A 26,289-nucleotide genomic window follows, 5' to 3' on the forward strand; every position below is an offset into this window, starting at 1 on the left:
CTTCACCTCCAAATCCACTAAGCTAAAATCTTATGCAGGGCCTCTCCAAGCGTTGCTACACCAATAACTTCAATGTCCGTTGCCGGTGTCCAATCCTTCAAATTATTTTTGGGAATGTAAATCCGTTTGAAGCCAAGCTTTGATGCTTCCTTCACCCGATCTTCCACGCGGTTGACCCGGCGAACTTCACCGGTTAAGCCAATTTCGCCGACGTAGCATTCATTGGGGTTCGTCCCTTTATCCCGGTAAGAACTAGCAATGCTAATAGCTAAAGCGAGATCAATTGCTGGCTCGTCCAGCTTAACACCGCCAGCCGCTTTCAGATAGGCATCTTGATTTTGAAGCATCAAATTAGCGCGCTTTTCCAGGACTGCCATGATCAATGATACTCGGTTTCGGTCGAGTCCGGAAGCTGTCCGTTGCGCATTGCCAAACACGGAAGGTGTCAGTAAAGCCTGAATTTCAACCAAAATCGGCCTTGATCCCTCCATTGAGACCACGATTGCGGAACCAGTCGCGTCCTTCAAGCGTTCTTCAAGAAAAATTTCCGAAGGATTCTTAACTTCCTTTAATCCCGTTTCCTGCATCTCAAAAATTCCCAGTTCATTAGTTGAACCAAACCGATTTTTGACAGCTCTCAGGATTCGATACGTATGGTGCAGGTCTCCTTCAAAATAAAGGACAGTATCCACCATGTGCTCCAAAACTTTAGGACCAGCAATTGCGCCGCCCTTAGTCACGTGGCCCACAACAAAAATCGTCACACCCTGTGACTTAGCGATCCGCATGAGTTCTGCAGTGACCTGGCGAATTTGTGAAACCGAGCCGATCGCCGATGTAATTTCAGGTTCGGACATGGTCTGCACAGAATCAATCACTACATAATCGGGTTTCATTTCATTAATATTAGCCCGAATCCGGCTCATATCGGTTTCAGGATATAAGTAAAGGTTCTCACTAGCAACGCCTAAACGGTTAGCCCGCATTTTAATCTGGTTAGCACTTTCCTCGCCAGAAACGTAGAGCACTTTACCGCCAGTTTGACTCAACTGACCAGAGACTTGGAGAAGTAACGTCGATTTACCGATACCGGGATCCCCACCAATCAGGACTAAAGAGCCCGGCACGACACCGCCTCCTAGAACACGGTTAAGCTCACCCAGCTGCGTTTTGACTCGCGGTTCTTTCTTCATTGAGACTTCAGCCAATTTTTCAGGCTTAGTGACGATACCACCGCTCAAACTAGTTGCCGTTTTAGCTGGCGTAGTTGCCGGTGCGATCACTTCTTCAACGAAAGTATTCCACTTGCCGCAGTTGGGACAGCGGCCTAAAAATCTCGGTGCTTGATAACCGCATTCCTGACAGACAAACTGTGTCTTTTCTTTAGCCAATCGATTCAATCCTTCCCAATGATGCTCTGACTATTACTAACCAATCTTATTTTAGCATAGTCTAGGACTTCTGATGTCTTAGACTAGTGACCTTTAATTCTTTTTAAATTACTTGCCCGAAGAACCAAAACCACCCTGTCGTTTCTGTTGTGGTTTCCGTTCGTTATCAGCAGTTAAGTAAGGCATGAAAATCCCCTGGCCGATGCGATCACCCTTGGCGATTTTAGCATCCGTTAGACCAAAGTTAAGCACTTGCATGAAAATCTCGCCTTCGTTACTGTCATTATTATAATAATCAGCATCGATAACGCCAATTCCATTGGGAATGACTAAGCTTCGTTTTAGCGGATTACTCGACCGATTAGCTAAAATCAGTACCTCATCATCACCCATGTAAGCCTTGATTCCAGTTGGAATTAAGAAGGGTTTTAGTATCTTTTTGGCTTTTGCCTGTGTTTCCTCGGGTACGTTTTCCTGGTGTCTGATCGCCCACAAAATTCTTAAGAAATCTAATTTCCAAATACTTGGCACCGTAAAATCAACGGCGCTTTCAAAATCATACCCCGCCGCTCTTTTGGTGGTTCGGTACGGTAAATGAAGGCCCTTATCAGCATATGAAGAAACAACTTCAAATCCTCGTGTCATTTGATTCTCCCCTTTCATGCATGTGTTTTATCTTACACTATAAGCCCGTTTTAAAACACCCCAAAAGTGACACTTAGTGACTCACTTTAAACGTCAAAATGTTGTACAATAATGACTATCGAACGAGAAGGAGTGTGATCCATTTGAGTAATGAAACTAAAGCTGCTATCAGCAGCGATCAAATTACCCGTTATCAGACTTTATTTAACGACCGAAAAGATGCCAAGGTAGTTGAGCGTGCAGTGACCCATCAAGGAATTCTGGCGACCAGCGCTGATTTTGCTTCCGACACAGATATGACCCCCGTTTTTTCAATTGACTTGGATACTGGTAAGGTCTCTAATCAAAAACAGAGTGGCCGTTGCTGGATGTTTGCTGCCTTAAACACCATGCGGCATCACTTAGCTGACCTGTTTAAGCTCAGTGACTTTGAACTATCCCAAAACTACACCTATTTTTGGGATAAGTTTGAAAAAGCCAACTACTTTTATCAAAACGTCCTCAACACGGCGGACCAGCCGTTAGACAGCCGAAAAGTTGCCTTTCTCATGACCACACCGCAACAGGATGGTGGCCAGTGGGACATGCTCTGTGCGATCATTGAAAAGTACGGCATCGTGCCAAAGTCAGTCATGCCTGAAACTTACAGCAGTTCAAAATCTAGCGAATTAAACGGTACCTTGAACAAAAAATTACGTAAAGATGCCGTTACCCTTCGTGACTTAGCGGCTAAGAACGCCAGCAGCGATGACATTGCTGCTGCCCGTGATAAAATGCTAGGTGAAGTTTACCGCTTGCTTTGCTACACACTTGGTGAACCTGCGCAAAAATTTGATTTTGAATACCGTGATGATAACAAAAACTACCATATTGATCGTGGCTTAACGCCAAAATCATTTTATGATAAGTACGTTGGCTGGAACTTAGACGACTACGTTTCGGTCATCAACGCACCAACGAATGACAAGCCTTACAACAAGACTTATACCATTGAAATGCTAGGTAACGTGCTGGGTGGCCGAGCCGTCAAGCATTTAAACGTCACCATGGACGATTTCAAGCAACTGGCCATTGCTCAGTTAAAGGACGGTCAAAGCGTTTGGTTCGGCTGTGATGTTGGCCAAAGTTCAGACCGTCAAAAAGGCATCATGGACACCAACGCCTATAACAAAAACGAGTTATTGGACATGGACTTATCCATGACAAAAGCAGAACGACTAGATTACGCTGAAAGTCTAATGACTCACGCCATGGTTATTACTGGTGTTGACTTAGTTGACGGCAAACCAACCAAATGGAAAGTCGAGAACAGCTGGGGTGAAAAAGTCGGCACTAAAGGCTACTTCGTCATGAGCGACAGCTGGATGGAAGAATACTGTTATCAAGTTGTTGTGAACAAGAAGTACCTTAGCCTTGAACTGCGCAAGGCACAAGAAGAGACACCAACTGTATTAGCACCTTGGGATCCAATGGGAGCCTTAGCTTAACGATTAAAATAGTTAAACAGCCTAATGATCGGTCTTAGCTGACTAATCATTAGGCTGTTTTTGAATTAGAATGATTTACCCATTCAGAGCTAATCTAACGTTTTTTTATGCTGTACGTTTAGCTGACCATCAAAATCATAAACAATCGGGATGCCGTTTGGCACTTCCAAATGATCGATATCTGAATCACTGATTCGATCAATATACTTGATTAGCGCCCTTAAGGTGCTACCATGAGCGACCACCAATTGATTATGGCCATCTAACAGCCGTGGTGCAATTTGATCCTGCCAGTATGGCATCAGCCGATCATACGCCATCTCCAAACTTTCACCTTTAGGTTCGGTAACGCCCAATGGTTCGTATCTTCGGTCCTGATCGGGTTTGTCTAACAGCGGCGGTACTGTATGATAACTACGGCGCCACAGCTTAAACTGTTTCTCACCGACCTTGGCTTTCACCGCCGCTTTTTTCTTGCCCCGCAACGCCCCGTAGTGACGCTCGTTCAAGCGCCAGGATTTAGTCACTGGAATATAAAGCTGGTCAGCTTCCGCCAGAACAATGTTTGCTGTCATAATCGCTCGCTTTAACATAGAGGTATGCAGATGGTCAAACTGCAGCCCTGTCTGTTTGATTGCTCTACCTGCTTGGTGGGCTTGAGCAATTCCCCTTTCAGTGAGCGGCACATCACTCCAGCCAGTAAAAACGCCATCTCGATTGGCCTGACTTTCACCGTGACGCAAAATGACTAATTTAACCATAAAATAACCCTCTCTTCTCATGCTCTTTTATTCACATAACAGTATATCACCGGTACTTCATTCAATAAAGGGACCCCGTCATTACGACGAAGTCCCTTTATTGAATTCAAAACTAAGCGTTCAGCAACAACATCAGAATTGGAATCACAAGCAAACTAAGCAAAGTCGATTCCGTGACCATGACGGCAGCAAAGCTGGAATCAGCACCATAGAGTTTCGACACAACGGGCGCATTCGTCATAACGGGCATTGCTGATTGAATAATGAAGACCTGTTTCATCATAATGGGCATTGCGGTCGGCAGAACCAGAAGCGCCATCAGTGCTGGTGCAAGAATAAACCGGCCGAAAAGGATCCCTAAACTACCTCGATTAATGGTTAAATCGTGGAGATCAACGTTAGCAATGGCAATCCCAATAAAAATCATGGAAAGTGGCACGGTCAAACCACCAATATAATTTAAGTCTGCCATAATAAATTTCGGCAACTGAATTTTGAGTAACACCAGAACGACACCGACCATAAAGCCCAGCAATGGCGGTGAAAATACCTTTTTGAGCGTTTGACCCAAACTAAAATGATAGTCACCTTGACCGTCGCGCTGAATCAGGTAAACCCCTAACGTCCAAAAAATCGTCGTGTTAGCCATGTAATAAACCAGCACATAGGGCAGACTTTTAGCAGCACCAAACAGTGCCACATTAACGGGTAAACCGACAAACACGGTATTTGAATTAAAAAACATGGATTCGAAAAGCCCGCGATGACTTTTCTTAATATGTAGAACTTTGGCAACGATGATTGAAACACCAAATAACACCATCATTGAAACCACCGGGAAACGTAAGTCAGGAAGCGTTTCGATTAAACGCTTAAACGTAAACTTGCTGATGATCGTATACGCCATGTAAGCTGGCAGGGCCACTTGAGTGACTAACCGTGCAATCAGCTTACTGGCCGATTCATTAAACCAGCCAAGGTTAGTTAATAAATAGCCCAAGGCAATCATGAGTAAAATTTCAACGACGCCCGCAACGCTTCGGGCGAATAATAGCAACATTGTGTGTTAACCCTTCTTTCACATCAAAAATTAATATTCATTATAGCATAGTTCTCAAACGTTGACTTTACAACATCATTAACTTGTCCTCAATTGAAATAGAGACTAACGCCATCCGTCTCAGAAGTTTAGCCATTTTGGCATCGTTTTTTTAGGCACTTTTTCCACGGCTAGAGTGGCTTTCTTCATTACATGGTTTACGAGAACTACAATTTGTGATGTAATAGTACAGTTAGACAGAGAAACGAAGCTCACTTTTTTTCTTAAATTCGACTTAAACTTCATTGAAAAAACACACAATCTAAACCAATAGACTTATAATTCATAGAGATTTTACAGAGGCGAGGGAAACTTATGGCATCAAATAATTTCGATCCAAATCAAAATAACCAACCAACACGGCGTAGTGATTATTCACACTTTAAAACCCGAAAAAAGCACCATGGCTTGCTTTGGAGCATTCTGATTATCGTGTTGATATTACTCACGGGTGGCGTTGCTTATGGCTACCATGCTTATAACGAAGCTAAAAAAACGTTCGACAGTACCTTCCAAGCTGGTCAAACCAATAAGCTGAGAAACGTCGATGACGTCATTAGACAGGGAAAGCCGTTTTCAATCCTGTTATTAGGGACTGATACTGGTGCCCTTGGCAGAAACGACGTGGGTCGAACAGATACGATGATCGTTGCGACTGTCAACCCCAAGAAGCAGACCGCTTACTTGACCAGTATTCCACGTGATACCCGAGTACAAGTTAAGGGTGACTCGCAGCCATACGAAAAAATCAACGCGGCTTATACCATTGGTGGTGCAGCAGGTTCGGTTTCTACCGTTGAAAACTTGCTTGATATTCCAATCGATTTCTATGCCATTGTCAACATGGGTGGCTTAGAGCGAATGGTCAATGCCGTGGGTGGCGTTGACGTTGTGCCGCCAATGACCTTCCAATATGGTCATGCTAATGTCGTCAAGGGGCAAAAGATTCACTTGAACGGTAAGCAGGCTTTAGATTACTCACGGATGCGTGAAGAAGATCCACTGGGTGACTACGGCCGGCAAAAGCGGCAGCGGCAAGTCCTGCAAAAACTGGTCGTTAAGGGTGTAGGAATCACTTCTATCCCTCGTTACAAGCAAATTTTGACTTCGCTAAATGGCAATATGAAAACCGATATGACTTTTAATGATATGCTTGCCATCCGCACTAAATACGGCGATGCCAGTCACCACATTAAATCGCAAACGTTACAGGGGCAAGACGCAATGATTGATGGTGTTTCTTATCAAGTGGCACCACTTTCAGAACTGCAGAAAGTTTCCAATAACATTCGTCGTACATTAGGTCTTAGTGACTCAACTAAATTATCACCAAGTTCTACAGGTACGGGTGATGACAGCAACTATGCTTCATCAAGCAGCAGTTATTAATTTAAAAACTAATCAAAAGAGCTTAACGCTGATCAGCGTTAAGCTCTTTTTTGCCGTTTTAAAAAGTAAGTTTGTTCAAAAATGGTTCAATGTCTTTTTTTCGGTCAGTTGGCAATTCCTGGATGGCCACTTTTAACCCAGCACCATGGATTAAATAACGCAGCGCTTCGGCTTCAGATTCATCCACTGCCACACCGTCCGTCAGCATCTTCATCCCGTCTTGATAAGCAAGGAGGCCTATATTGACGCCGATTTCAGTTAAATCAATGCCGCCCTTCACCAGTTTGGCCATATCTTTGGCGGTTTCGGTCAGCAGTAACGGCCGATAGGTTTCAAAATGCGGATCGTGATAAATCGAGATCATTTTTTTGACCGTAAGGACGTTAGCCTCGACCCCTGAAGGTGCCGACTGCAAGATTAACGTCTGCCTTAGAGGATCTTTAACCAGCCGATTTGAGACAACTAAGATTTGGTTTGGCATAGTCGTTTTTACCCAACCGGTCACAACCTGGCGAGGTAACACGCGACTCCCAATTCGTGCAAACTGAATATGCATTGTCATAACGGTTAATCTCTTTCGTCATGTTCCGGTTCAAAACTCCGGATGCCCTTTTGGCCGCTTCTTTTTAAATGTTCGACAACTTTATCTAATGGCTGATCCCGAATCGTAAATGCGTCCATAATAATCGGCAGGTTGACCCCCGATATCATGGCCATCGTTTCAGGCTGCTGGCTGACAATTTGACTGGCAACGGTAAATGGCGAACCGCCCCAAAGATCCACCAAAAAAAGCACGGCATCTGGAGCATCCAATTTACTCAGGGCAGTTTGATATTTAATCATCAAGTCATCCGATGTTTCATGGTCATTAAACGTCACGGTGGCAATATTAGCCTGCTTGCCAAAAATCATCGTTGCAGACTGTAACAACCCCTTGGCTAAATCTCCATGACTAGCAATCACAATGGCAATCACGACATTGCCTCCTCATTATTAACAAAATAAATTCTGGTCATTAGCGACTCTTAACTGCTTTCATCTTAGCACACCCATTCAGCTCTTGCCTTTACATTTGGAAAGATTAACGGACCAAGGTTAAAATATCGGCCGGTGCTTTAAACGTATAATCGGCCGCTACCTTCTCTGTTAAATGACTGTTTCCCCAAGCGACTAAACCAAACTTAACTCCCGCAGCATGCGCTGCCTGAAGATCGTAGGTCGTATCACCAATGTAAACCGTTGAAGCCGGATCCGCCTTCAAGCGATCCATAGCCACTAAAATTGGGTCTGGTGCTGGCTTACCACGCTTGGCATCCTCAAAGAAAACAAACTGACTAAAATATTGGTCTAATCCAAGTGGCGTTACATCCCGCTTAAACTCATAGGTTTGCTTGGAAGTCATAATGGCTTGCTGAGTCCCTGGATGCTGATCGAGTTTCTTCAACATCGTCTCGACACCGTCATAAACGTGAACCATTGATTGAAACTCTGGGATGGTTTCAGCCCATTCGTTCAAAATCACCTGTATAAGGCTTGCTGGCACTTTTAGCTGCTTTAACGCGTCGAGACTAGTAATTCCAAAGGTTTTCGTTAACTCATCGTAAGGGTGCTTAATATCGTGCTGACGAAGGACCTTGTCCAAGGCCTTCATATACATTGCTTCCGTATCAAGCAAGGTACCGTCTACATCGAAAATAAAATTTTTCATCAAACCCGACCTCCAAATCATTATTCAACAAAAAAACTCGCAACATTCAACCAAAACTGGTCAAACATTCCGAGTTTACGTATGCGGCCAAGAGGACTCGAACCTCCACCGGGAAAACCCCGACAAGATCCTTAATCTTGCGCGTCTGCCAGTTCCGCCATGGCCGCATCAACAAGAAATAATATACCAGAATTATAACTTGTTTTCAATGGTTATTTGTAAAATATTCATATTTACTCTGCATTTACCGTTGCACCTTGCCGGTCGATATCAAAAATCCGCAGGCTACCCTTCACATCTAGATCCATTAATTTCTGACGTAAAACAATCAGCTGCGGTTCAGTACCAAAGGTGCCAATCGTAGGCCCAGCACCACTTAGATAGGTGCCGTAGATACCAAATTGATGGGCGGTTTCGCGGATCATTGGCAGTTCTGGTACTAGTTTTGTCCGGGCAGTTTCATGAAATTGGTCGCGTTCCATCATGTGTGTCACTAATTGCCAATTATTAGTGGCCAAAGCAGCAATCATCACGTTAGCCACACTGCTACCAATGATTGCTTGTTTACGAGGTAGCTCTTTAGATAAAACGTTCCGGCTTTCCGAAGTCAGCAACGGCTGGTTTTTAATGAACGCCAGCATCTTCAATCCCTCCGGCATAGCAAGCTTAACTGTCGTAGCCGTTTCACCGTCATAATCTGCAACGACGACATCGCCTAACAGCGCTGGCGCCACATTATCGGGGTGGCCTTCAATTTTGGCAGCCGCGGTCACTTGATCAGCTAAAGTAAGATCCATCTCACCTAATTCGTTAGCGATCTTGACCCCAGCTACTACCGCGGTGGATGAACTGCCTAAACCGCGGGCGACCGGAATATCTGACATCACCGTTAACTGGTGGGGCTGCAGATTAGGGTTCACCTTCAAGGCCGACTGAACAATTAAATTTTGCTCATCCGTTGGCACATCTGGACCTAATGCGTGGTTAACCCGCCACCGTTCCGTCTTTTCTTCTACGATTACTGTCAGATATAAATGCAGTGCAACACCAAGCGAATCAAATCCTGGTCCTAGATTGGCTGATGTCGCTGGAACTCGAATCACAATTTTACCCATAAGTTTATCCTCCAATACGGAATTGTAACGCTCATAGAAACAAGCTCAGTTGTCCTTAACCATTATCAAGTACCTTCACGCAAAATTCAATGCCACGGATACCCTCAAATGTCATGATACACGTTCACTTTTCTGAAAAACCAATTTGCCGTGACATTTCCCACAGACAAACTTGGCTGTATTAATTCGTCGTTTACGCCGGTATAGCTGGCCACACTGCTGACAGCGATAAACCAGCACTTTGGTCGGCTTAGTTTGCTGCGGTTGACTCGGTGCATAACGAAGACCACCAACCGCCTGTAGCAGCTGTTTAAACGCCTTTGTCCTATGCTGGCCGGACTGTCCCGCTAAGTGCAGGTGATAATGCACTAACTCATGTTTAATCACGCCAATCAGCGTTTCTTCGCCAAACATTGTGAGCATCCGTGGGTTAATATCAATATGATGATCTTTTAGGTGATAGCGCCCACCAGTGGTTCTAAGGCGCGCATTAAAAAAAGCTTGATGTTTGAACGGCTTGCCAAAGGATTGAAGCGAAACACGCTCTACTAAGTGCTGGAGTTCTCTGTCAGTCATTAGGCGACACCATGGTTAGCTGAATACGATGGCGTTGTTCGTCAACTTCTAAAACCCAGACAGTCACGATATCACCCACCGAAACAGCTGTAGCTGGTCTGCTAACGTAAGACTTAGACAGGTGCGAGATATGGACCAGACCATCTTGTTTGACACCAATGTCAACAAACACGCCGAAATCCACAACGTTTCTAACCGTTCCTTGTAATTTCATTCCCGGTTTCAAATCGCTCATCTGCAAGACATCCGTACGTAAAATTGGAGCGGGCATCTCATCACGGCGGTCACGCCCTGGTCGTTGCAAACTGTTAAGAATATCTTGCAGTGTTGACTTGCCCACATTCAACTGGCCACTGAGCCTGTCAACATTGAGCTTTTCAAGTGCACTGGCAACTGCTGGCGTGCCCACCTGGGTTAGTTTCAGGTCGAGACTCGCCAAAATTTTTTTGGCTACCGGATAACTTTCGGGATGAATATCCGTATTGTCCAAAACATTTTTGCCATTAATGATCCGTAAAAAACCAACGGACTGTTCGTAAGCTTTTGGTCCTAACCGGGGCACCTTTTTTAATTCCGGCCGACTATTAAAGCTGCCGTGTTTTTCCCGATAAGTCACAATATTAATAGCGGTTTGTTTAGATAAACCAGAAATATGAGCTAATAGTTCAATACTTGCGCGGTTTAAATCTACCCCTACTTGGTTAACCGCTGTCTCAACTACCCGGTCTAGCTGTTCGTCTAAGCCGCTTTCAGGGACATCGTGCTGATATTGACCAACACCGACTGACTTGGGATCAATTTTTACCAGTTCAGCGAGTGGGTCTTGCAGCCGTCGACCAATGCTGACAGCTGACCGCTCCTCAACGTTAAAATCAGGGAACTCGGCTCGGGCTACCGCACTGGCAGAATAAACGGACGCACCAGCTTCATTGACGATCGTGTACCTAACATCCCGATTGATCTGCTTGATTGCTTCAGCCACAAACTGTTCGGATTCACGACTGGCGGTTCCATTACCAATGGCAATCATATCGACTTGATAATCGTTCAGCAATTTGATGAACGCTGGCATGGCCTGTTGCCGTTTAGCCTCCGAAGCTGGCTGATGTGGGTAAATGACCTGCTTCGCTAAAAACTTACCGTTACCGTCCATAATCGCTAATTTACAGCCCGTCCGATAAGCCGGATCAAAGCCCATGACAATGTGATTTTTTAAGGGTGCCTGCATCAATAGGTGATAAAGGTTGTTGCCAAAAACTTGGATAGCGTGATCCTGTGCCGTCTCAGTCAGCGCCTTTCTTAATTCACGCTCAATAGCCGGTCCAATAAACCGCTTGTATGCATCCTGATAAGCGGATTCCACGATTTCCACTGCAGGACCTTGATGTTGCGCAATCAGTTGAAACTTGAGGTAGCGCTCGATGGCCGAATCATCAACCCCAATTTTAACGGTTAGGATGCCCGCTTTTTCGCCACGGTTGATGGCCAACGTCTGATAGGGACTCACTTTTTTGAAGGCAGACTGAAAATCGTAGTAGATCTTATAAATTTGCTGATCATCTTTTTCCTGACCATTGCGTTTTAATTTACTGGTCAAGATACCATTGCGTTGAGTATAACGGCGAATCCATTCACGAAACTCCGCCCGCTCGCCAATCGCTTCGGCTAAAATTTCATGGACACCTTCACGTGCACTTTGAAGATCAGGAACCTGATCATTAACATACTGTTTGGCTACTGTTTCAAACGGTTCCTGTTTAAATTGCATGACCCACTGAGCAAGTGGAAACAATCCCGCATCCTTAGCAATCGTTGCCTTTGTCCGCCGTTTCTGCTTATAAGGCAGATATAAATCTTCGACCTGCTGTAATTGAGTGGCAGCTTTGATGGCTGAAGACAACTGCGCTGTTAATTTACCCTGTTCTGAAATTTGGTTCAAAACTTCTTGTTTTCGTTGCTGTAATTTGCTGATTCGATGAGCTTCATCCTGAATTTCCCGGATTTCAACTTCATCAAGATTGCCAGTCATTTCTTTTCGGTAGCGCGCAATAAAAGGCACCGTGTTATTGTCATTTAACAAATCTAAGGTGACGTCAATTTGACGGCCCTTATAGGCTGGAAGTGCCCGTTTAATCAGTGTTAACGTTTCATTATCCATTTCTCAACATCCTTACGTATCAGTGTGTTTATTATACCATGCAGCCACTAAATCAACGCCAGAAAAATAGAGCACGTAAACGTCAAAAGACCGCTACATGCTCTATTTTCAAATTGATTAACTACATCACCATCGACATAATGCGTTGCGCTGCTGAAGTGATTTTTTCCATCATGTTTTCTTGTTCATGTTCAGAATCGTTAAAAGTTTCGACGTCCACTGTCTGGTTTTCTGGATCAATTGAATCCACCATTGCCTGACAAGCTTGTGAGTAATTCCGATAGGCCGCAACTAATTGCTTGTGCCGACCAAGGATTCGAACGGGCACAGAGGCCTGCTGCAACCGATTTAAGTTTTCGGTGTAAGCGTCCGTTCCCTTTTGGAAGGTTGCCTTTGTGGCTGCCAATGTAGCTGTTCCTAAATCAGCAACTGCATTGTCATCAATTGCTTGGCGAAGTTTTTCAAAATCCGGATTCATATCTGAACCGGTTTTTTCCGTATCTTCGATCACTTTACTTAAAGCGGGTAAATAACTTGCCATCGTTTTGGGTTTCATAAAAGATTCCTCCTATTTCTCAATCCGTCGTTGCACTAACTTGACGATTTCGACAAGCGCAATCATCAAAATACCAGCACCAAATACAATCCCCCACTGGAGTATATTAAGCTCTGTTAAGTGGAAAACGGTATTAAAACCAGGAACAACAATTGTGACTGCCAATAATAAAAATGCCGTTAAGACCGCCCAATTAAGTGCCCGATTTTTGAAGAGACCAATTTTAAAAATTGATTCGTGGATCGACTTAGAGTTAAAAGCATGGAACAACTGAATTAGTCCCAGTGTCGCAAAGGCCATGGTTAAAGCATCCGCGTGAGCTAATTGAGGGTTGGCATGTACTGGGAACTGAATAGACAAACCATATACGCCAAGCGTAATCAGCCCTTCTAATAGCCCTTGATAAATGACATTGCCAAAGACGCCTCCAGAAAAGAAGTTGGATGTCCGTCCTCTTGGTTTACGCTTCATGATGTTAGGCTCTGCAGGTTCTAGGCCTAAGGCAATGGCTGGGAAAGTATCCGTCACCAGGTTGATCCAAAGAATCTGTACGGGCGCTAAAATTTGCCAGCCTAACAAGGTCATGACAAACAGCGTTAACACTTCACCAATGTTAGCAGACAGGAGATACTGCAATGCTTTTTGAATATTAGCGAAAACCTTACGTCCCTCTTCCACTGCAACGACAATGGTCGAAAAGTTGTCATCCGCCAACACCATATCACTCGCACCCTTAGAGACTTCAGTACCGGTTATCCCCATACCAACACCAATATCGGCAGCTTTTAGAGCCGGTGCATCGTTCACACCATCCCCCGTCATCGCCACTACTTTACCACGCTTTTGCCAAGCATTCACGATTCGCACCTTATGCTCAGGCGCAACCCGTGCATAGACTGAATACTGATCAACACGCTGATTAAAATCTTCATCACTGATCTTATCAAGTTCGGCACCCGTGATAACCTGATCATCACGACTATCTGCGGACAAAATTCCTAACCGCTTGGCAATGGCTGTTGCGGTGTCTCTGTGATCACCCGTAATCATAATTGGTCGAATACCAGCTTCATGCGCTTCAGTCACTGCTTGGGCGACTTCAGGCCGTTCTGGGTCGATCATGGCAATCAAGCCGATAAAAACCAAGTGCTGTTCAGCAGTCTCACTAGAAAGATCGGCCGGAACGGCATCAACCTGATTATAAGCAAAGGCCAGCACTCTTAGGGCTTGAGTGGCCAGCTCATGGTTAATTGCCATAATTTGCTGTTTATCAGCTGCCATTATCTCACGAATCTGGCCAGAAACCAAAATCCGGTCAACCCGTCTTAATAACTGATCGGGTGCTCCTTTAACGTATTGCGTCACGTGTCCGTCAGCATCTTCGTTGAATGTTGACATTAACTTTCGCTCAGAATCAAACGGAATTTCAGCGACCCGTTTATTACTGCTGATTGTGGATGCAGCTGGTTCTCCTTGATCCAAATAATACTGGATCAAAGCCGTTTCAGTTGGATCACCCGCTAAACCGTCATCGGTAAATTTACTATCGTTATTCAACACCATTGCCAGCGCCAACGGATCGGTTAAATCAGTTTTCGCGTCTTTAGCATCGATCAGCTGACCATTCTCATACAGCTGTTCAACCGTCATTTTGTTTTGCGTTAACGTCCCGGTTTTATCCGAGGCAATAATATCCGTACTACCAAGTGTCTCCACGGCCGGTAATTTACGGATCAGTGCATGACGCTTTGCCATCCGCTGTGTGCCCAATGCCAGGGTAATCGTCACAATGGCCGGCAGTCCCTCTGGAATAGCAGCAACGGCCAAGGAAATAGCTGTCAGCAGCATATTAACGAGTGTTTCTTCGCCACGAACCATGCCAATCACAAAAACTAAAGCAGCAATGGCTAAAATAAGTGCCGTTAACCATTTTCCTAGCTGATTAAGATTCTCTTGCAGTGGTGTCTTGGTTTCAACTGTATCTTCGATCATACCGGCAATTTGACCGACTTCGGTCTTCATTCCAGTCGCAACGACAACCCCGGTTCCCCGGCCAGTCGTAATGTTGGCCGTCATGAAAACCAAATTATCACGATCACCTAAGGGTAGATCATTTTCAACCAGCACATCACTGGTTTTGTTGACCGGCACGGATTCACCGGTCAAGGCGGCTTCTTCAACCTTCATAACATTTGCTGTCAGCAGCCGAATATCTGCTGGTACAATGTCACCAGCCTCAAGGTGAACAATGTCACCAGGGACCAGTTCATCACTTTTAACCGTGATCACCTGGCCGTTGCGTTCTACGTGTGCCACTGGCGCCGCCATTTCCCGTAAGGAATTAATCGCATCCTCAGCTTTGGATTCCTGGAAGACCCCAAAAACGGCATTCAAAACAACCACGGCTAAAATAATGAGCGCATCAACCAGTTCGCCAGTCGCACCAGCAATGATGGCCGCAACGATCAGCACAATGATCATAAAATCCTTAAACTGAGCCACAAATTTTTCCAATAAAGTCGTTTGCCGTTTTGCGGCTAACTTGTTAGCGCCATATTCACTGCGGCGCTCTTTAACCGTTGCTTCGGTAAGCCCTTGTTCTTGAGTGTCTAAATTTTTGAACAATTCATCTGTCGTCTGCTGGTACCACGGTTTGTCCACCATATAAAATCCTCCTGTTATTTATGAAACCTGTTATTGTCGTTATAAGTCTCATCGATTAAGGCCTTCCCGGAGACGGTAGTCCCTTGTTGACGGGTTGGTCACAGAAGATTCTGCCGATTACTCCCTCATCGTATCACGCAGCCTCACGAAGGTTACTTCCAAAAAGTATCAAATACCGTTACGGGTAAGTGCCGCTTATGCTGGGTTCTGAGATACCAGCTTTCGATCGTCTCAGCTGCCTTATCAGAAACTGGCTTACCCTCTAAATAATCATCAATGTCATCATAGCGAACACCAAGTGCAACTTCATCAGGTAAAGCTGGCCGATCCTCTTCCAAATCAGCGGTTGGCACTTTCGTATACAGATGCTCAGGTGCATTTAGCGCTTTAAGCAGCTGCTTGCCCTGACGTTTATTTAATCGCCAAATCGGGGTGATATCAGCAGCCCCATCACCAAACTTGGTATAAAAACCGGTAACGGCTTCCGCTGCATGATCAGTTCCGACTACGGCTCCTCGGTTAGCCCCGGCAATCGTAAACTGGGCAATCATCCGCTGCCGAGCCTTGATATTGCCCTTATTAAAATCAGAAATCGTTTCTTGATTTGCTTGGACAGCCGCCACAGTAGCATCCGTCGCCGCTTTAATATCTACGCGATCTACCCGGTCAGCCTTCATAAAATCAATGGCGGCCATTGCATCAGATTCATCCGCCTGTTTCCCGTATGGCAACCGAACAGCGATAAATTGAAATTGATTATCGTTTGTTTCAGCCCGAAGCTCAGTAACTGCCATTTCAGATAGTTTACCGGCAAGTGTGGAATCTTGCCCACCGGAAATACCCAAAACCAGTGTCTTTAGACCCGTCTTTTTTAAGTACGCTTTTAAAAAGTCAACACTGCGTCTGATTTCGTTTTGCGGAACAATTTTCGGCTGAACTTTTAACGCTGAAATAATTTCTTGCTGTAATTCTCTCATCACGATGTCCTCTTACTGATTAGTAAAATCAAGTTTTTTTACGTATTCATGAATCTTTTTGATTAAATTCATCTTGTTATCCCAAAGTTTTTGAGATAAATCAACCGGATACTTTTGGGGATTCAGATCCCGCTTGTATTCTGGCCAAAGGTTATCTAATGCTTGAGAACAAAACGACTTAATATCTGCTAATTCTGGCTGCTGATAAACGAGCCGGCCCGCATCAAAAATGGTTTGCAAAATCGGTCGAGCATCAAAGTCGGTCACGGTTTTGTTAATGTAGGTATAGCTTGGATGGAACATATACAGCTCATCTTGCTGCCGGGGATCTTCATTCCAAAGAGAAATGTAATCACCCTCGGACTTACCATTTTCCTTCTTAGTAATCCGCCAAACTTGTTTTCGACCAGGCGTCGACACCTTTTCAGCGTTGTTAGATAACTTAATGGTGTCTTCCATCTTGCCATTTTTCTCAATGGAAACCATTTTATAAACAGCTCCCAGTGCAGGTTGATCAAAAGCAGTAATCAGTTTAGTGCCTACTCCCCACACGTCAATTTTAGCTCGTTGCATTTTAAGTGACATGATGGTCTTCTCATCCAGATCATTAGACGCATAGATTTTGGCATCTTTGAATCCGGCTTCATCTAACTGTTCGCGAACACGCTTAGAAAGATAAGCCATATCGCCAGAATCAATTCGAACGCCCAAGAAATTGATTTGATCGCCCATTTCGTTAGCAACCCGAATTGCACTGGGCACACCACTTTTAATGGTATCGTAAGTATCAACCAAGAAAACACAGTCCTTATGGGTCTGCGCGTATGCACGGAAAGCATCGTAATCATTCCCATACGTTTGTACCAATGAGTGCGCGTGCGTGCCGCTGATTGGAATACCAAACACTTTACCTGCTCGAACGTTTGACGTCGCATCAAAGCCACCGATATAAGCTGCCCGAGTTCCCCAAAGGGCGGCATCAAATTCCTGCGCCCGACGTGAGCCAAACTCCATAATACCGTCGTTACCAGCTACGGAGCGAATCCTAGCAGCTTTAGTTGCAATCAGCGTTTGGTAGTTCACAATGTTTAGCACAGCCGTTTCAATCAGCTGGCAATCAGCTAACGGCCCTTCTACTTGGATCATCGGTTCATTGTTATAAACCAATTCCCCTTCTGCAGCAGAACGGATCGTTCCCTGAAATTTAAAGTCAGTTAAATACGCCAATAGTTCTGGTGAGTAATCGGTTGCTTCTTTTAAGTAGTCAATATCTGTTTTTGAAAAGTGCAGATCTTCGATATAATGGATAATATGTTCTAGTCCAGCAAAAACAGCAAATCCGTTTTTAAAGGGCATATCGCGAAAGTAAACTTCGAAAATGGCCTTCTTATTTTGAATTCCCTTCTCAAAATAAGTTTGAATCATACTCAATTCATATGCATCCGTATGCAAAGTTGTGCTATCATCTGGATACTGCTTCGCCATGTCAGTAACTCCTTTAATTGTTTGATATTTCTGGTTATGAGAACTATTCTATCATTAATCCGAATTATCGTCAGTTAAACCGATATTTTTTAAACTATTTCTAGAATGGATGGTTCTTATGTCAAACGAATTCCCACAAATCAAGGTCTTAAACGTGCCGTTTATCAATACAACTCAAACCGCTTTTTTAGCCGCCATTGAAGCCCGTATCAATCACCGAGAAAACACGTTTATTGTTACGGCGAATCCTGAGATCGTCATGTATGCCAGAAATGACTCTCACTATCAGCAAATTTTAGAAAATGCGGACTACATTACACCCGATGGTATCGGCATCTTAAAAGGTGCTGCCATCCTCGGTCAACCAATGACTGAACGCATCACTGGCTACGATACGTTGCTTGCTCTGCTTGCCTGGGGCAACCAGCAAGGCAAATCCGTTTACTTAGTGGGCGCTAAACCGGACGTCATCAAAGATGTCAAAAAAGTTGTCGCCGCCCGCTATCCTGAGCTTAAGGTCGTTGGTGCACGTGATGGCTATTTTAATGATTTCACACCGATTGCCCAAGACATTGCTCAAAAGCAGCCTGATATGGTCTTTCTTGCGGTGGGTTTCCCCAAACAAGAGCAGTTGATTGCTGATTACCGGCACCAAAATAATGGCTTATGGATGGGTGTGGGCGGCAGCTTTGATGTTCTAAGCGGTCACACCAAACGGGCCCCCGAATTTTTCCAGAAACATCATTTAGAGTGGTTCTATCGGTTAATCACTGAACCAACCCGGTTGAAACGGATGATGGTCTTGCCACGGTACCTAAAAGTTGTTAAACAATCCGCGCGTAAATCAAAATAATGCTGTGTACGAAAAGAGCCTAGAGGTTGATCATTTGATCACTTCTAGGTTCTTTTCATTATTTTTCTAGTATGAATTCGAAACGTTCGCCTACGTATTGAGTTCGAACGTATTCGAATGGCCGACCATCCTGTAAGTAAGAAATCTGCCGTAATCGTAAAATGGCATCACCGCGTTTAATATCCAAATATTCTGCAATTCTTTCTGATGCAGAGGAAGCTGAAACCATCTGCTTTGCGTGTCCTGGAATTAAGCCCTTTTTGGTTTCCAGCGTCCGATATAACGACTCAGACACTTCTTGTTTTGAAAGGCCCTCCACAATTTCTAATGGAATAGTTGCCACTTCAAAACTAATGGGGACATCATCGCCGTAACGGACCCGCTCCATTCGTAGGACCTGAGTATCATCCTTAAGCTTTAACTTTTCAACTTCACTCAAAGATGGACTCATCACGTGGTAAGAAATGGTTTTACTCGATGGCTGCTTACCCTGAGCAAGCATGAGATCAGTAAATCCAGTGACCCCTGACATTTTTTCCTGCACTTTTTGATTGGCCACAAAAGTACCCGATCCAACAAAGCGTTCCAAGATTCCCTCTTCAACCAAGGTTTGAATAGCTTGCCGAAGCGTCATTCGACTGACGTGAAATTGAACAGCCAGTTCGCGTTCCGAAGGGATTCGATCGCCCACAGACCATTTGCCGGCTTCAATTGCTTTCTTGATCTCATTATGAATTTGAATATACACAGGTGATCCCATAAAATTTACGACCTTTCTTACCTAACTAATCAGTTTGACTCGCGTCAAATTCGCGGCCATAACTATAGGTTGTTTGTAAATTAAGTGCCCGATCCAAGACGTTCAAATCGGCGTCAAATCCTGGCAATAATTTTCCTTTTTGAGTTAATCCGAATTCTTCTGCTTGATTGACAGAAGACATTTGAACGGCGTCTTCGATTGCACAACCAGTAAAAAAAATCACGTTACGAAACGCGTCATCGTAACGCAGTACGGAACCAGCTAAATTACCAGTTTCAAGCCGCGCCTGTTTGTCCTTAACGATCACTTTTTGACCGCCCAGTTCACTGACGCCTTCTGGCATTCCCTTGGCACGCATTGAATCAGTGACGAGTTCAATCCGGTGTGGTCCCTTTTGTTCATAAGCTAATTTAATCATATCTGGAACGATATGGAAGCCGTCGCAGATTAATTCTGCATACATATTATCTTCAAGCATCGCATGACCGGTAACACCTGGCTCACGGTGCTTAAATTCGCGTTGTGCGTTATATAAATGGGTGACGTGAGTTGCACGACTTGCGAGCATCTGTTCCCGCGTAGCGTTACTGTGACCAACTGAAGGAACAATGTTATGTGCTAAGCAATAGTCTTCAAAGACTCTTGATCCTTCATCCTCAGGCGCATATGTGATCAGTTTGACCAACCCGCCAGACAATTCATTCCAGTGATCCAACAATGAAACGTCTGGATCCTTAATATACTTCTCTGGTTGAGCACCCTTGTAAATAGCCGCAATGAACGGGCCTTCAAGATGAATGCCCTTAATAACAGGATTGACCTTGGCGGCTTCTTTAATTCCCGTCATCGCATGAGCAATATTATCGTTTGACTGTGTCATTGTCGTTGGGAACACGGTTGTGATCCCCTCTTTGACCATGTGATTAACCATCTCGTTGATCTGGTCAGCATCACCGTCCATTGAATCAAAGCTGTAACCGCCATGGGTATGAACATCAATAAAGCCAGGAACGATGACCTTACCATTAACAAACTTAACTTCATCATTAGGCTGAGCCCGATAATCACTCATCGAACCAACCGCCTCAATGGTTTTGCTAAACCGGATATAACCATCCGCAATAACGTCTTCACCGGTATAAATTGTCGCGTGTTTCAACACGATACTCATAAACTCTTCCTCCTAATCAACTCTCATCTACTCGATTAAGCTTACGGATTTATTATATACTGGTATAGACCATGTTGCAAGCCTGTTGTATCGGTGTTCATTAGGGGAAAGTTCAACGAGCATTAACTGATTACGGAAAAGCTTATTCCGCGTTGTTACGGTTGATTGTCGCGTCAATTCCCTTGACCACTGAGGTCATAAAACCGGCTTCTTCCATCGCGAGCAATCCGGCAACGGTGCTGCCACCTGGCGAAGAAACTTGGTCGATCAAACCAAACGGATTTTCCGTAGAATTGAGGACCATCTCTGCCGAACCCATTACCGCCTGCGCAGCAATCTTAGTAGCAGCTGCTTTGGTTAGCCCATGTTTGACACCTGCTCGGCTCAAGCTATCAATGAAGAAATAAACGTACGCTGGACTCGACCCAGCAAGGGCTGAAAAAGTTGCAAAATCAGTTTCTGGTAGTGTCACTGTACTGCCAATTTGATCAAATAATGAAATGGCCTGCTCTTTAGCTTGACCAGTCAAATTCTCGTTGGCATGAACGGCGGTCATCCCAGCGCCAATTGCGACATTTAAGTTAGGTAGCGTCCGTAAAATAGGTAAGTCGTAACCTGCCAGTTCTTCCAGTCGTTCAAGCGATAAGCCGGCAACAATCGAAACTAAAATCGTTTGCTTTGGATCCAACTGTTCACGGATCTCCTTTAAAACAGGCACCGCAACGTTGGGAGTCACAGCTAAAACGACGATATCACTATGCTGAGCAACTTCAGAATTACTGGTCATTGCTGTAACGCCAGTCTGCTGAGCAACTTTTTCATATGTCGATGCATGTGCGCTATGAATCAAAATGTCTGCTGGTGCTATTTTTGTTTGCTTCAGCAGCCCCGTGATAATGGCCTGTGCCATGCCACCGACACCAATGAATCCAATTTTCATGTGTCTCACTCCTCTAACGTCTTGATTTAACTATCATAATGTTAAACATATTATAGCAAAGATTAAGTAGTGGCACAGTTTTTCCGATGTTAAATCGAAGCTGAACCTCACAACCGTAAAAAAGGGATAAAAAACCACCAGCTAAAATAACTGGTGGGAACTCTCACATATAAAATTGGGCTAGCTGGGTTCGAACCAGCGCATCACGGGATCAAAACCCGTTGCCTTACCACTTGGCTATAGCCCAATAAAGAAATGGATGGGAGTGGATTCGAACCACCGAACCCGAAGGAGCGGATTTACAGTCCGCCGCGTTTAGCCAGACTTCGCTACCCATCCATAATATTAAAAGCAAAAACAACATCAATAACTATACAGCACTTTGTATATCTAGTCAACACAAACTTGGTTGATTGGGCTAGCTGGGTTCGAACCAGCGCATCACGGGATCAAAACCCGTTGCCTTACCACTTGGCTATAGCCCAATAAAGAAATGGATGGGAGTGGATTCGAACCACCGAACCCGAAGGAGCGGATTTACAGTCCGCCGCGTTTAGCCAGACTTCGCTACCCATCCATAATTGATTCATCACAAATCAACTTAATTATAATAACAAAAACCAGTAAGCCTCGTCAAGCTGGTTTGGGCTTATTTCTCATAAAAAATGAATTTAATTATCTTTACTGGTTAAATTAATCACACGGACTCTGTTTAACCATTCAGACTGAAAATCGTTTGTGATCCACTCGTGCCTTCTGGTTGTTCCATAACCAACAGCCTGATTATAATATGTTGTTCCATCCAAATGACGTGGAACTGGATGGATATGCATATGTCCAAATAAAACCCGTTCAACCTGATACCGCTTTAACAAGTCCCCCATTCGAGTACTACCTAACATTGCGTTAGCCATGTTCCAAAAGCGGTCATCTGATGTTATCCGTAAATACTCAATTCGGGGCACGAAGTGGGTCATAAACAGCACCCGTTTATGATTTAACTTTGCTTGCTGCAGCTGAGCCTCTATCACCTGAAGTTCCTGGGTCATTCGATCCGGGTCACTCATGGGCTGATTAATTGCACCGTCAATCCAGTAAGCCCGTTTCCAATGCAAGAAATCTTCATCTGGCCGATGTAAAACAGCTGAGAATGAATAATCGTACCAACCATTATTACCAATAATTTGCCAGTCGGTATTAGGAATATCAAATTTTTTTCGGTGCAGATACGTTTCTGATAGGCTTTTCTGAAGATCGTCATAGCTAATATCATTAACCATATCGTGATTGCCGGCTATGAATCTCACAGCAGTAGCAGGTGTTCTCTTCTGAAGCTTTTCTACAAATGCCAAAGAACAATTAAAGTGATTAAAGAGGTCCCCCGCAATCAAGTAAACGCCAATCTGGTTTTGCGTCAACCACTGACTTTGCTGTTCAATTGTCCGGTCAATATCGACGTGATTGATATCGAAATGTAGGTCGCTGATCATTGCTACTTTAACCATCGTTTTTCTCCTAAATAAAAAAAGTTGTGCCACGAGAATATCGTAACACAACTTTGAAATAATTCGTTTATAGAACACCTTCCATTAAGCGCTTGATTGGCTTAATCATGAAGAAGAGTACAATCCCTGCGACAATGGCTGCAGCCGCATTGAGAGTAAAGTACATGGCTTCGTTTCCGGGTGTATAGAACTTAACAATTTGTGAGTTAACAGCTTGCCCAGCTGAATCAGCTAGGAACCACATACTCATCATTGATGATTGGAACGCTCTTGGCGCAAGTTTAGTCGTAACTGACAATCCAATTGGTGAAATCAATAACTCACCAATTTCAACGATTGCCCAACTACCAACCAGCCAAAGTGGACTGAGCTTTGCATAAGGACCAAACATCGTTATTGGAATAACCAATAATAAGTATGAGAAACCGGTAACGATCATACCCATTGAGAACTTGCTTGGAGATGAAGGTTGACGCTTGCCCAGTTTAGTCCACAGCGTGGCAAAGATTGGCGTGTAAATTAAGATGAATAATGGATTTAATGATTGATAGTTAGCTGGATTGATATGGATGACCCAGTTAAAAATGTGAACCGTGTTGTTTGTCTGCGATTGTGCGAACAATGCCAACACAACCATTCCTTGTTCCTCAATTGCCCAGAAAATAGCGGCAGCAATGAACAAAGGCACGTAAGCCCAAACACGTGAACGTTCTTGTTTATTGACCTTCTTACTGGTCAGCATAACGATAAAGTAAGCCACAGGCGTTAATACCGCAATAATACTGAGCAACGTAATGAAGTTAGCAATATTGAATGCACCGAATACGTACATAATCAATAAGACCAAAGCAAATGCAATCACGCCTAGACTGACACGGAAAGATAGCTTTTTCGCATCGCCAGGTTCCAGCGGATCATCTGGGTATAATGAATCAGCACTCAGATACTTCTTACCGCCAAACCAGTAGGATACTAATCCAAAGAACATACCAATGGCTGCCAAAGAGAAACCAGCGTGGAAGTTAAAAGCAGACCACATTGCTGGAACCACGATTGGCGCAACTAACGATCCTAAGTTGATCCCGAACACGAAGATAGTAAACCCAGAATCACGACGGGTATCTTCTGGTGAATACAGCGTACCCACCATTTCAGATACGTTTGGCTTCAACAGACCAGTACCAATGGTAATTAAGCAAATTGAAATAAATAATGCAATTTTACCAGCTGGCAAGGACAAGAAGATATGACCAAACATGATCAAGACACCGCCGTAGAACACCGTTTTACGACTCCCCCAGATTCGGTCACTTAAAAAACCACCGAGTACTGAAGATAAGTAAACTAAAGACCCATAAATTGACATGATAGAGGCAGCAAGCCCTCTGTCCATGCCAAGGCCACCCTTTGCAATTGAGAAGTACATATAGTAGATCAAAATTGCTTTCATACCATAGTAACTAAACCGTTCCCACATTTCAGTCATAAACAACGTAGACAAGCCACGTGGTTGACCAAAGAAAGAACGATCTAATTGCTTGTTTCCTTGGTTATCCAAAAAAAAACCTCCAGACATCTCTCACTCAAGCAATACCATTTATTTACCGGAGTGATGATTAAAGGAGCGGGAATTCCGCTCCTCATAATATTCTAATTAAGACATATAGAGTATTATACGCCGGAAAAGGTCCTAAAGCAATCCCAATTATGTTTGGAAACACAGGATAGTAGCGATTATTCGAGAACGACGTCTAGTAAAAAAAGACATTCATCAAGCGCTATTATCGCTTACTTTAACCCACAACCTTATTCTTATCTAATTCTGTCATGGCAAATTTAACCAAGCTTTCACCGTTTAACCATGCATAGATATTATCTGGAATCTTTTCTAATCGAGGATTGATTGATTTTAAAGTGGCGTAATCGCAGCCAACTTGTGGTGCAACTAAAACTAAATCAGCACTTTCCAGGCCGTTATTCTGAGCAGCAGCAAAGCTACTGGATTGAAAGATCATATTAGCATGGTATGCTTCAACGGAACGTTGAGCCGTTTCTTGTAACAATTGACTCGTAATACCACTAGCACAAATAATTAATACATTAGTCATCATAAATTACCTCCAAGTTTTTGCGTTATGTATTAGCGCTTTCATTGTTATTAGGTTACCACTAATATTTATATACCACAAGTTAAATTATGGATGTTTTTCCTTTAATAACGCCATTTTAAAATCTATACCAATTATAGACGTTCAACCGATTATGCTTTATCAGACGGCCTTTTAGGTCAGTTTACTTTGAATTTTTAAGTCTAAAAGTAAAAACATCAACGACAAAAAAACACTAACGCATTTGCGTTAGTGTTTTCTCAGTTGAATAGATGCCGGCTGAGGAATTCGAATCCCCGACCCTCGGTTTACGATACCGATGCTCTACCAACTGAGCTAAGCCGGCATTACTTATACATTTATGACTCCGGCAGGCGGGCTCGAACCGTCGACAACCTGATTAACAGTCAGGTGCTCTACCAACTGAGCTATGCCGGAATAATATAGCGTGGCAACGTCCTATCCTCACAGGGGGCGATCCCCCAACTACTCTTGGCGTGCTGAAGCTTAACTTCTGTGTTCGACATGGGAACAGGTGTATCCTTCAGGCTATCGCCACCACACTATTGAGAACTGATGCTCTCAAAACTAGACAATATCATTTTCTCTTACCGATGAACACCACTACTCGTGGTTAAGTCCTCGACCGATTAGTACTAGTCCGCTCCGTGCATCGCTGCACTTCCACTTCTAGCCTATCTACCTGATCATCTCTCAGGGGGCTTACTTCCATATAGGAATGGGAAATCTCATCTTGAGGCGAGTTTCACACTTAGATGCTTTCAGCGTTTATCTCATCCACACATAGCTACTCAGCAATGCACCTGGCGGCACAACTGATACACCAGCGGTGTGTCCATTCCGGTCCTCTCGTACTAGGAACAGCTCCTCTCAAATTTCCTACGCCCGCGACGGATAGGGACCGAACTGTCTCACGACGT

23 protein-coding genes, 7 tRNA genes and 2 rRNA genes are annotated in these 26,289 nt (G+C 44.1%); 3 read left to right on the forward strand and 29 right to left on the reverse strand.

Annotated features, from left to right (window positions below):
* Positions 1-17: 17 nt before the first annotated feature.
* Positions 18-1,391, reverse strand: coding sequence for a DNA repair protein RadA (gene radA / locus IWT5_RS09030; RefSeq protein WP_089109630.1), 1,374 nt, complete (start codon positions 1,389-1,391; stop codon positions 18-20).
* A 108-nt stretch (positions 1,392-1,499) separates the two neighbouring features.
* On the reverse strand, positions 1,500-2,036 hold the full coding sequence (locus IWT5_RS09035) for a dCTP deaminase/dUTPase family protein (protein ID WP_089109631.1): 537 nt from the start codon (positions 2,034-2,036) through the stop codon (positions 1,500-1,502).
* 167 nt (positions 2,037-2,203) lie between these two features.
* Between IWT5_RS09035 and IWT5_RS09040 the strand changes: the two genes are divergently transcribed.
* Positions 2,204-3,523: a C1 family peptidase gene (locus IWT5_RS09040; RefSeq protein ID WP_439959097.1), complete on the forward strand. Its 1,320-nt coding sequence runs from the start codon at positions 2,204-2,206 to the stop codon at positions 3,521-3,523.
* 89 nt (positions 3,524-3,612) lie between these two features.
* On the opposite strand, the gene IWT5_RS09045 is transcribed toward IWT5_RS09040, so the two are convergent.
* A complete protein-coding gene (locus IWT5_RS09045; protein WP_089109633.1) occupies positions 3,613-4,284 on the reverse strand; it encodes a 2,3-bisphosphoglycerate-dependent phosphoglycerate mutase in 672 nt (223 codons plus the stop codon).
* Positions 4,285-4,396: 112 nt separating this feature from the next.
* Positions 4,397-5,344 carry an AEC family transporter gene (locus tag IWT5_RS09050; protein WP_089109634.1) on the reverse strand — a complete coding sequence of 316 codons (948 nt, stop codon included), beginning with the start codon at positions 5,342-5,344 and terminating at the stop codon, positions 4,397-4,399.
* A gap of 354 nt (positions 5,345-5,698) precedes the next feature.
* Between IWT5_RS09050 and IWT5_RS09055 the strand changes: the two genes are divergently transcribed.
* The gene (locus IWT5_RS09055) at positions 5,699-6,772 is read left to right on the forward strand and encodes an LCP family glycopolymer transferase (protein ID WP_089109635.1); all 1,074 of its coding nucleotides are present in this window, start codon (positions 5,699-5,701) and stop codon (positions 6,770-6,772) included.
* 58 nt (positions 6,773-6,830) lie between these two features.
* Here the strand turns inward: IWT5_RS09055 and IWT5_RS09060 are convergent, their stop codons facing one another.
* The 11 genes from IWT5_RS09060 to IWT5_RS09110 form a co-directional block, all read right to left on the reverse strand.
* The gene (locus IWT5_RS09060) at positions 6,831-7,334 is read right to left on the reverse strand and encodes a PTS sugar transporter subunit IIB (RefSeq protein ID WP_089109636.1); all 504 of its coding nucleotides are present in this window, start codon (positions 7,332-7,334) and stop codon (positions 6,831-6,833) included.
* A gap of 5 nt (positions 7,335-7,339) precedes the next feature.
* Positions 7,340-7,747, reverse strand: a complete 408-nt coding sequence (locus IWT5_RS09065; protein ID WP_089109637.1) for a PTS sugar transporter subunit IIA — start codon at positions 7,745-7,747, stop codon at positions 7,340-7,342.
* Between the two features lie 106 nt (positions 7,748-7,853).
* The gene (locus tag IWT5_RS09070) at positions 7,854-8,480 is read right to left on the reverse strand and encodes an HAD family hydrolase (protein WP_089109638.1); all 627 of its coding nucleotides are present in this window, start codon (positions 8,478-8,480) and stop codon (positions 7,854-7,856) included.
* Between the two features lie 82 nt (positions 8,481-8,562).
* Positions 8,563-8,647 (reverse strand) — tRNA-Leu (locus tag IWT5_RS09075).
* A gap of 66 nt (positions 8,648-8,713) precedes the next feature.
* Positions 8,714-9,595: a homoserine kinase gene (gene thrB, locus IWT5_RS09080; RefSeq protein ID WP_089109639.1), complete on the reverse strand. Its 882-nt coding sequence runs from the start codon at positions 9,593-9,595 to the stop codon at positions 8,714-8,716.
* 111 nt (positions 9,596-9,706) lie between these two features.
* Positions 9,707-10,171, reverse strand: a complete 465-nt coding sequence (locus IWT5_RS09085; RefSeq protein WP_089109640.1) for a SprT family protein — start codon at positions 10,169-10,171, stop codon at positions 9,707-9,709.
* Entirely contained in the window at positions 10,164-12,329 is a 2,166-nt protein-coding gene (locus IWT5_RS09090) for a Tex family protein (protein WP_089109641.1), read from the reverse strand. Before IWT5_RS09090 ends, IWT5_RS09085 begins: the two co-directional genes overlap by 8 nt.
* Positions 12,330-12,450: 121 nt before the next feature.
* On the reverse strand, positions 12,451-12,885 hold the full coding sequence (locus tag IWT5_RS09095) for a hypothetical protein (RefSeq protein WP_089109642.1): 435 nt from the start codon (positions 12,883-12,885) through the stop codon (positions 12,451-12,453).
* Between the two features lie 12 nt (positions 12,886-12,897).
* The gene (locus IWT5_RS09100; RefSeq protein ID WP_089109643.1) at positions 12,898-15,549 is read right to left on the reverse strand and encodes a cation-translocating P-type ATPase; all 2,652 of its coding nucleotides are present in this window, start codon (positions 15,547-15,549) and stop codon (positions 12,898-12,900) included.
* A gap of 152 nt (positions 15,550-15,701) precedes the next feature.
* Positions 15,702-16,526 (reverse strand): NAD(+) synthase, encoded by an 825-nt coding sequence (gene nadE / locus IWT5_RS09105; protein WP_089109644.1) that lies wholly within the window; start codon positions 16,524-16,526, stop codon positions 15,702-15,704.
* Between the two features lie 12 nt (positions 16,527-16,538).
* Positions 16,539-18,011 carry a nicotinate phosphoribosyltransferase gene (locus IWT5_RS09110; protein WP_089109645.1) on the reverse strand — a complete coding sequence of 491 codons (1,473 nt, stop codon included), beginning with the start codon at positions 18,009-18,011 and terminating at the stop codon, positions 16,539-16,541.
* A 118-nt stretch (positions 18,012-18,129) separates the two neighbouring features.
* Between IWT5_RS09110 and IWT5_RS09115 the strand changes: the two genes are divergently transcribed.
* Complete coding sequence (locus tag IWT5_RS09115; RefSeq protein ID WP_089109646.1) at positions 18,130-18,864, forward strand: WecB/TagA/CpsF family glycosyltransferase; 735 nt, start codon at positions 18,130-18,132, stop codon at positions 18,862-18,864.
* Positions 18,865-18,922: 58 nt separating this feature from the next.
* Here the strand turns inward: IWT5_RS09115 and IWT5_RS09120 are convergent, their stop codons facing one another.
* The 14 genes from IWT5_RS09120 to IWT5_RS09185 form a co-directional block, all read right to left on the reverse strand.
* Positions 18,923-19,624 (reverse strand): GntR family transcriptional regulator, encoded by a 702-nt coding sequence (locus IWT5_RS09120; protein ID WP_089109647.1) that lies wholly within the window; start codon positions 19,622-19,624, stop codon positions 18,923-18,925.
* Positions 19,625-19,649: 25 nt separating this feature from the next.
* Positions 19,650-20,795: an N-acetylglucosamine-6-phosphate deacetylase gene (gene nagA / locus IWT5_RS09125; protein ID WP_089109648.1), complete on the reverse strand. Its 1,146-nt coding sequence runs from the start codon at positions 20,793-20,795 to the stop codon at positions 19,650-19,652.
* A 142-nt stretch (positions 20,796-20,937) separates the two neighbouring features.
* On the reverse strand, positions 20,938-21,735 hold the full coding sequence (proC, locus tag IWT5_RS09130; protein ID WP_089109649.1) for a pyrroline-5-carboxylate reductase: 798 nt from the start codon (positions 21,733-21,735) through the stop codon (positions 20,938-20,940).
* 175 nt (positions 21,736-21,910) lie between these two features.
* Positions 21,911-21,982: transfer RNA gene (locus IWT5_RS09135), tRNA-Gln, on the reverse strand.
* Between the two features lie 9 nt (positions 21,983-21,991).
* A tRNA-Tyr gene (locus tag IWT5_RS09140) sits at positions 21,992-22,074 on the reverse strand.
* 74 nt (positions 22,075-22,148) lie between these two features.
* A tRNA-Gln gene (locus IWT5_RS09145) sits at positions 22,149-22,220 on the reverse strand.
* Positions 22,221-22,229: 9 nt separating this feature from the next.
* Positions 22,230-22,312: transfer RNA gene (locus IWT5_RS09150), tRNA-Tyr, on the reverse strand.
* 94 nt (positions 22,313-22,406) lie between these two features.
* Complete coding sequence (locus IWT5_RS09155) at positions 22,407-23,240, reverse strand: metallophosphoesterase (RefSeq protein ID WP_089109650.1); 834 nt, start codon at positions 23,238-23,240, stop codon at positions 22,407-22,409.
* A 67-nt stretch (positions 23,241-23,307) separates the two neighbouring features.
* A complete protein-coding gene (locus IWT5_RS09160; protein ID WP_439959098.1) occupies positions 23,308-24,726 on the reverse strand; it encodes a peptide MFS transporter in 1,419 nt (472 codons plus the stop codon).
* Positions 24,727-25,033: 307 nt separating this feature from the next.
* A complete protein-coding gene (locus tag IWT5_RS09165; protein ID WP_159459315.1) occupies positions 25,034-25,348 on the reverse strand; it encodes a PTS sugar transporter subunit IIB in 315 nt (104 codons plus the stop codon).
* 273 nt (positions 25,349-25,621) lie between these two features.
* Positions 25,622-25,694, reverse strand: a tRNA-Thr gene (locus tag IWT5_RS09170).
* Between the two features lie 19 nt (positions 25,695-25,713).
* A tRNA-Asn gene (locus IWT5_RS09175) sits at positions 25,714-25,786 on the reverse strand.
* A gap of 8 nt (positions 25,787-25,794) precedes the next feature.
* Positions 25,795-25,911: ribosomal RNA gene (gene rrf / locus IWT5_RS09180) — 5S ribosomal RNA — on the reverse strand.
* 67 nt (positions 25,912-25,978) lie between these two features.
* Positions 25,979-26,289 (reverse strand): 23S ribosomal RNA (locus tag IWT5_RS09185); the annotation flags it as partial.

This window comes from Secundilactobacillus mixtipabuli (genome assembly GCF_002217925.1).
GTDB classification, from domain to species: domain Bacteria; phylum Bacillota; class Bacilli; order Lactobacillales; family Lactobacillaceae; genus Secundilactobacillus; species Secundilactobacillus mixtipabuli.

Bases quoted from the DNA above. Each gene is read 5' to 3' on its own strand.
- IWT5_RS09035 (WP_089109631.1), bottom strand. From the start codon at position 2,036: ATGACACGAGGATTTGAAGTTGTTTCTTCATATGCTGATAAGGGCCTT.
- IWT5_RS09045 (WP_089109633.1), bottom strand. From the start codon at position 4,284: ATGGTTAAATTAGTCATTTTGCGTCACGGTGAAAGTCAGGCCAATCGA.
- IWT5_RS09050 (WP_089109634.1), bottom strand. From the start codon at position 5,344: ATGTTGCTATTATTCGCCCGAAGCGTTGCGGGCGTCGTTGAAATTTTA.
- IWT5_RS09055 (WP_089109635.1), top strand. From the start codon at position 5,699: ATGGCATCAAATAATTTCGATCCAAATCAAAATAACCAACCAACACGG.
- IWT5_RS09060 (WP_089109636.1), bottom strand. From the start codon at position 7,334: ATGACAATGCATATTCAGTTTGCACGAATTGGGAGTCGCGTGTTACCT.
- IWT5_RS09070 (WP_089109638.1), bottom strand. From the start codon at position 8,480: ATGAAAAATTTTATTTTCGATGTAGACGGTACCTTGCTTGATACGGAA.
- thrB (WP_089109639.1), bottom strand. From the start codon at position 9,595: ATGGGTAAAATTGTGATTCGAGTTCCAGCGACATCAGCCAATCTAGGA.
- IWT5_RS09085 (WP_089109640.1), bottom strand. From the start codon at position 10,171: ATGACTGACAGAGAACTCCAGCACTTAGTAGAGCGTGTTTCGCTTCAA.
- IWT5_RS09090 (WP_089109641.1), bottom strand. From the start codon at position 12,329: ATGGATAATGAAACGTTAACACTGATTAAACGGGCACTTCCAGCCTAT.
- IWT5_RS09095 (WP_089109642.1), bottom strand. From the start codon at position 12,885: ATGAAACCCAAAACGATGGCAAGTTATTTACCCGCTTTAAGTAAAGTG.
- IWT5_RS09100 (WP_089109643.1), bottom strand. From the start codon at position 15,549: ATGGTGGACAAACCGTGGTACCAGCAGACGACAGATGAATTGTTCAAA.
- nadE (WP_089109644.1), bottom strand. From the start codon at position 16,526: ATGAGAGAATTACAGCAAGAAATTATTTCAGCGTTAAAAGTTCAGCCG.
- IWT5_RS09110 (WP_089109645.1), bottom strand. From the start codon at position 18,011: ATGGCGAAGCAGTATCCAGATGATAGCACAACTTTGCATACGGATGCA.
- IWT5_RS09115 (WP_089109646.1), top strand. From the start codon at position 18,130: ATGTCAAACGAATTCCCACAAATCAAGGTCTTAAACGTGCCGTTTATC.
- IWT5_RS09120 (WP_089109647.1), bottom strand. From the start codon at position 19,624: ATGGGATCACCTGTGTATATTCAAATTCATAATGAGATCAAGAAAGCA.
- nagA (WP_089109648.1), bottom strand. From the start codon at position 20,795: ATGAGTATCGTGTTGAAACACGCGACAATTTATACCGGTGAAGACGTT.
- proC (WP_089109649.1), bottom strand. From the start codon at position 21,735: ATGAAAATTGGATTCATTGGTGTCGGTGGCATGGCACAGGCCATTATC.
- IWT5_RS09155 (WP_089109650.1), bottom strand. From the start codon at position 23,240: ATGGTTAAAGTAGCAATGATCAGCGACCTACATTTCGATATCAATCAC.
- IWT5_RS09160 (WP_439959098.1), bottom strand. From the start codon at position 24,726: ATGACTGAAATGTGGGAACGGTTTAGTTACTATGGTATGAAAGCAATT.
- IWT5_RS09165 (WP_159459315.1), bottom strand. From the start codon at position 25,348: ATGACTAATGTATTAATTATTTGTGCTAGTGGTATTACGAGTCAATTG.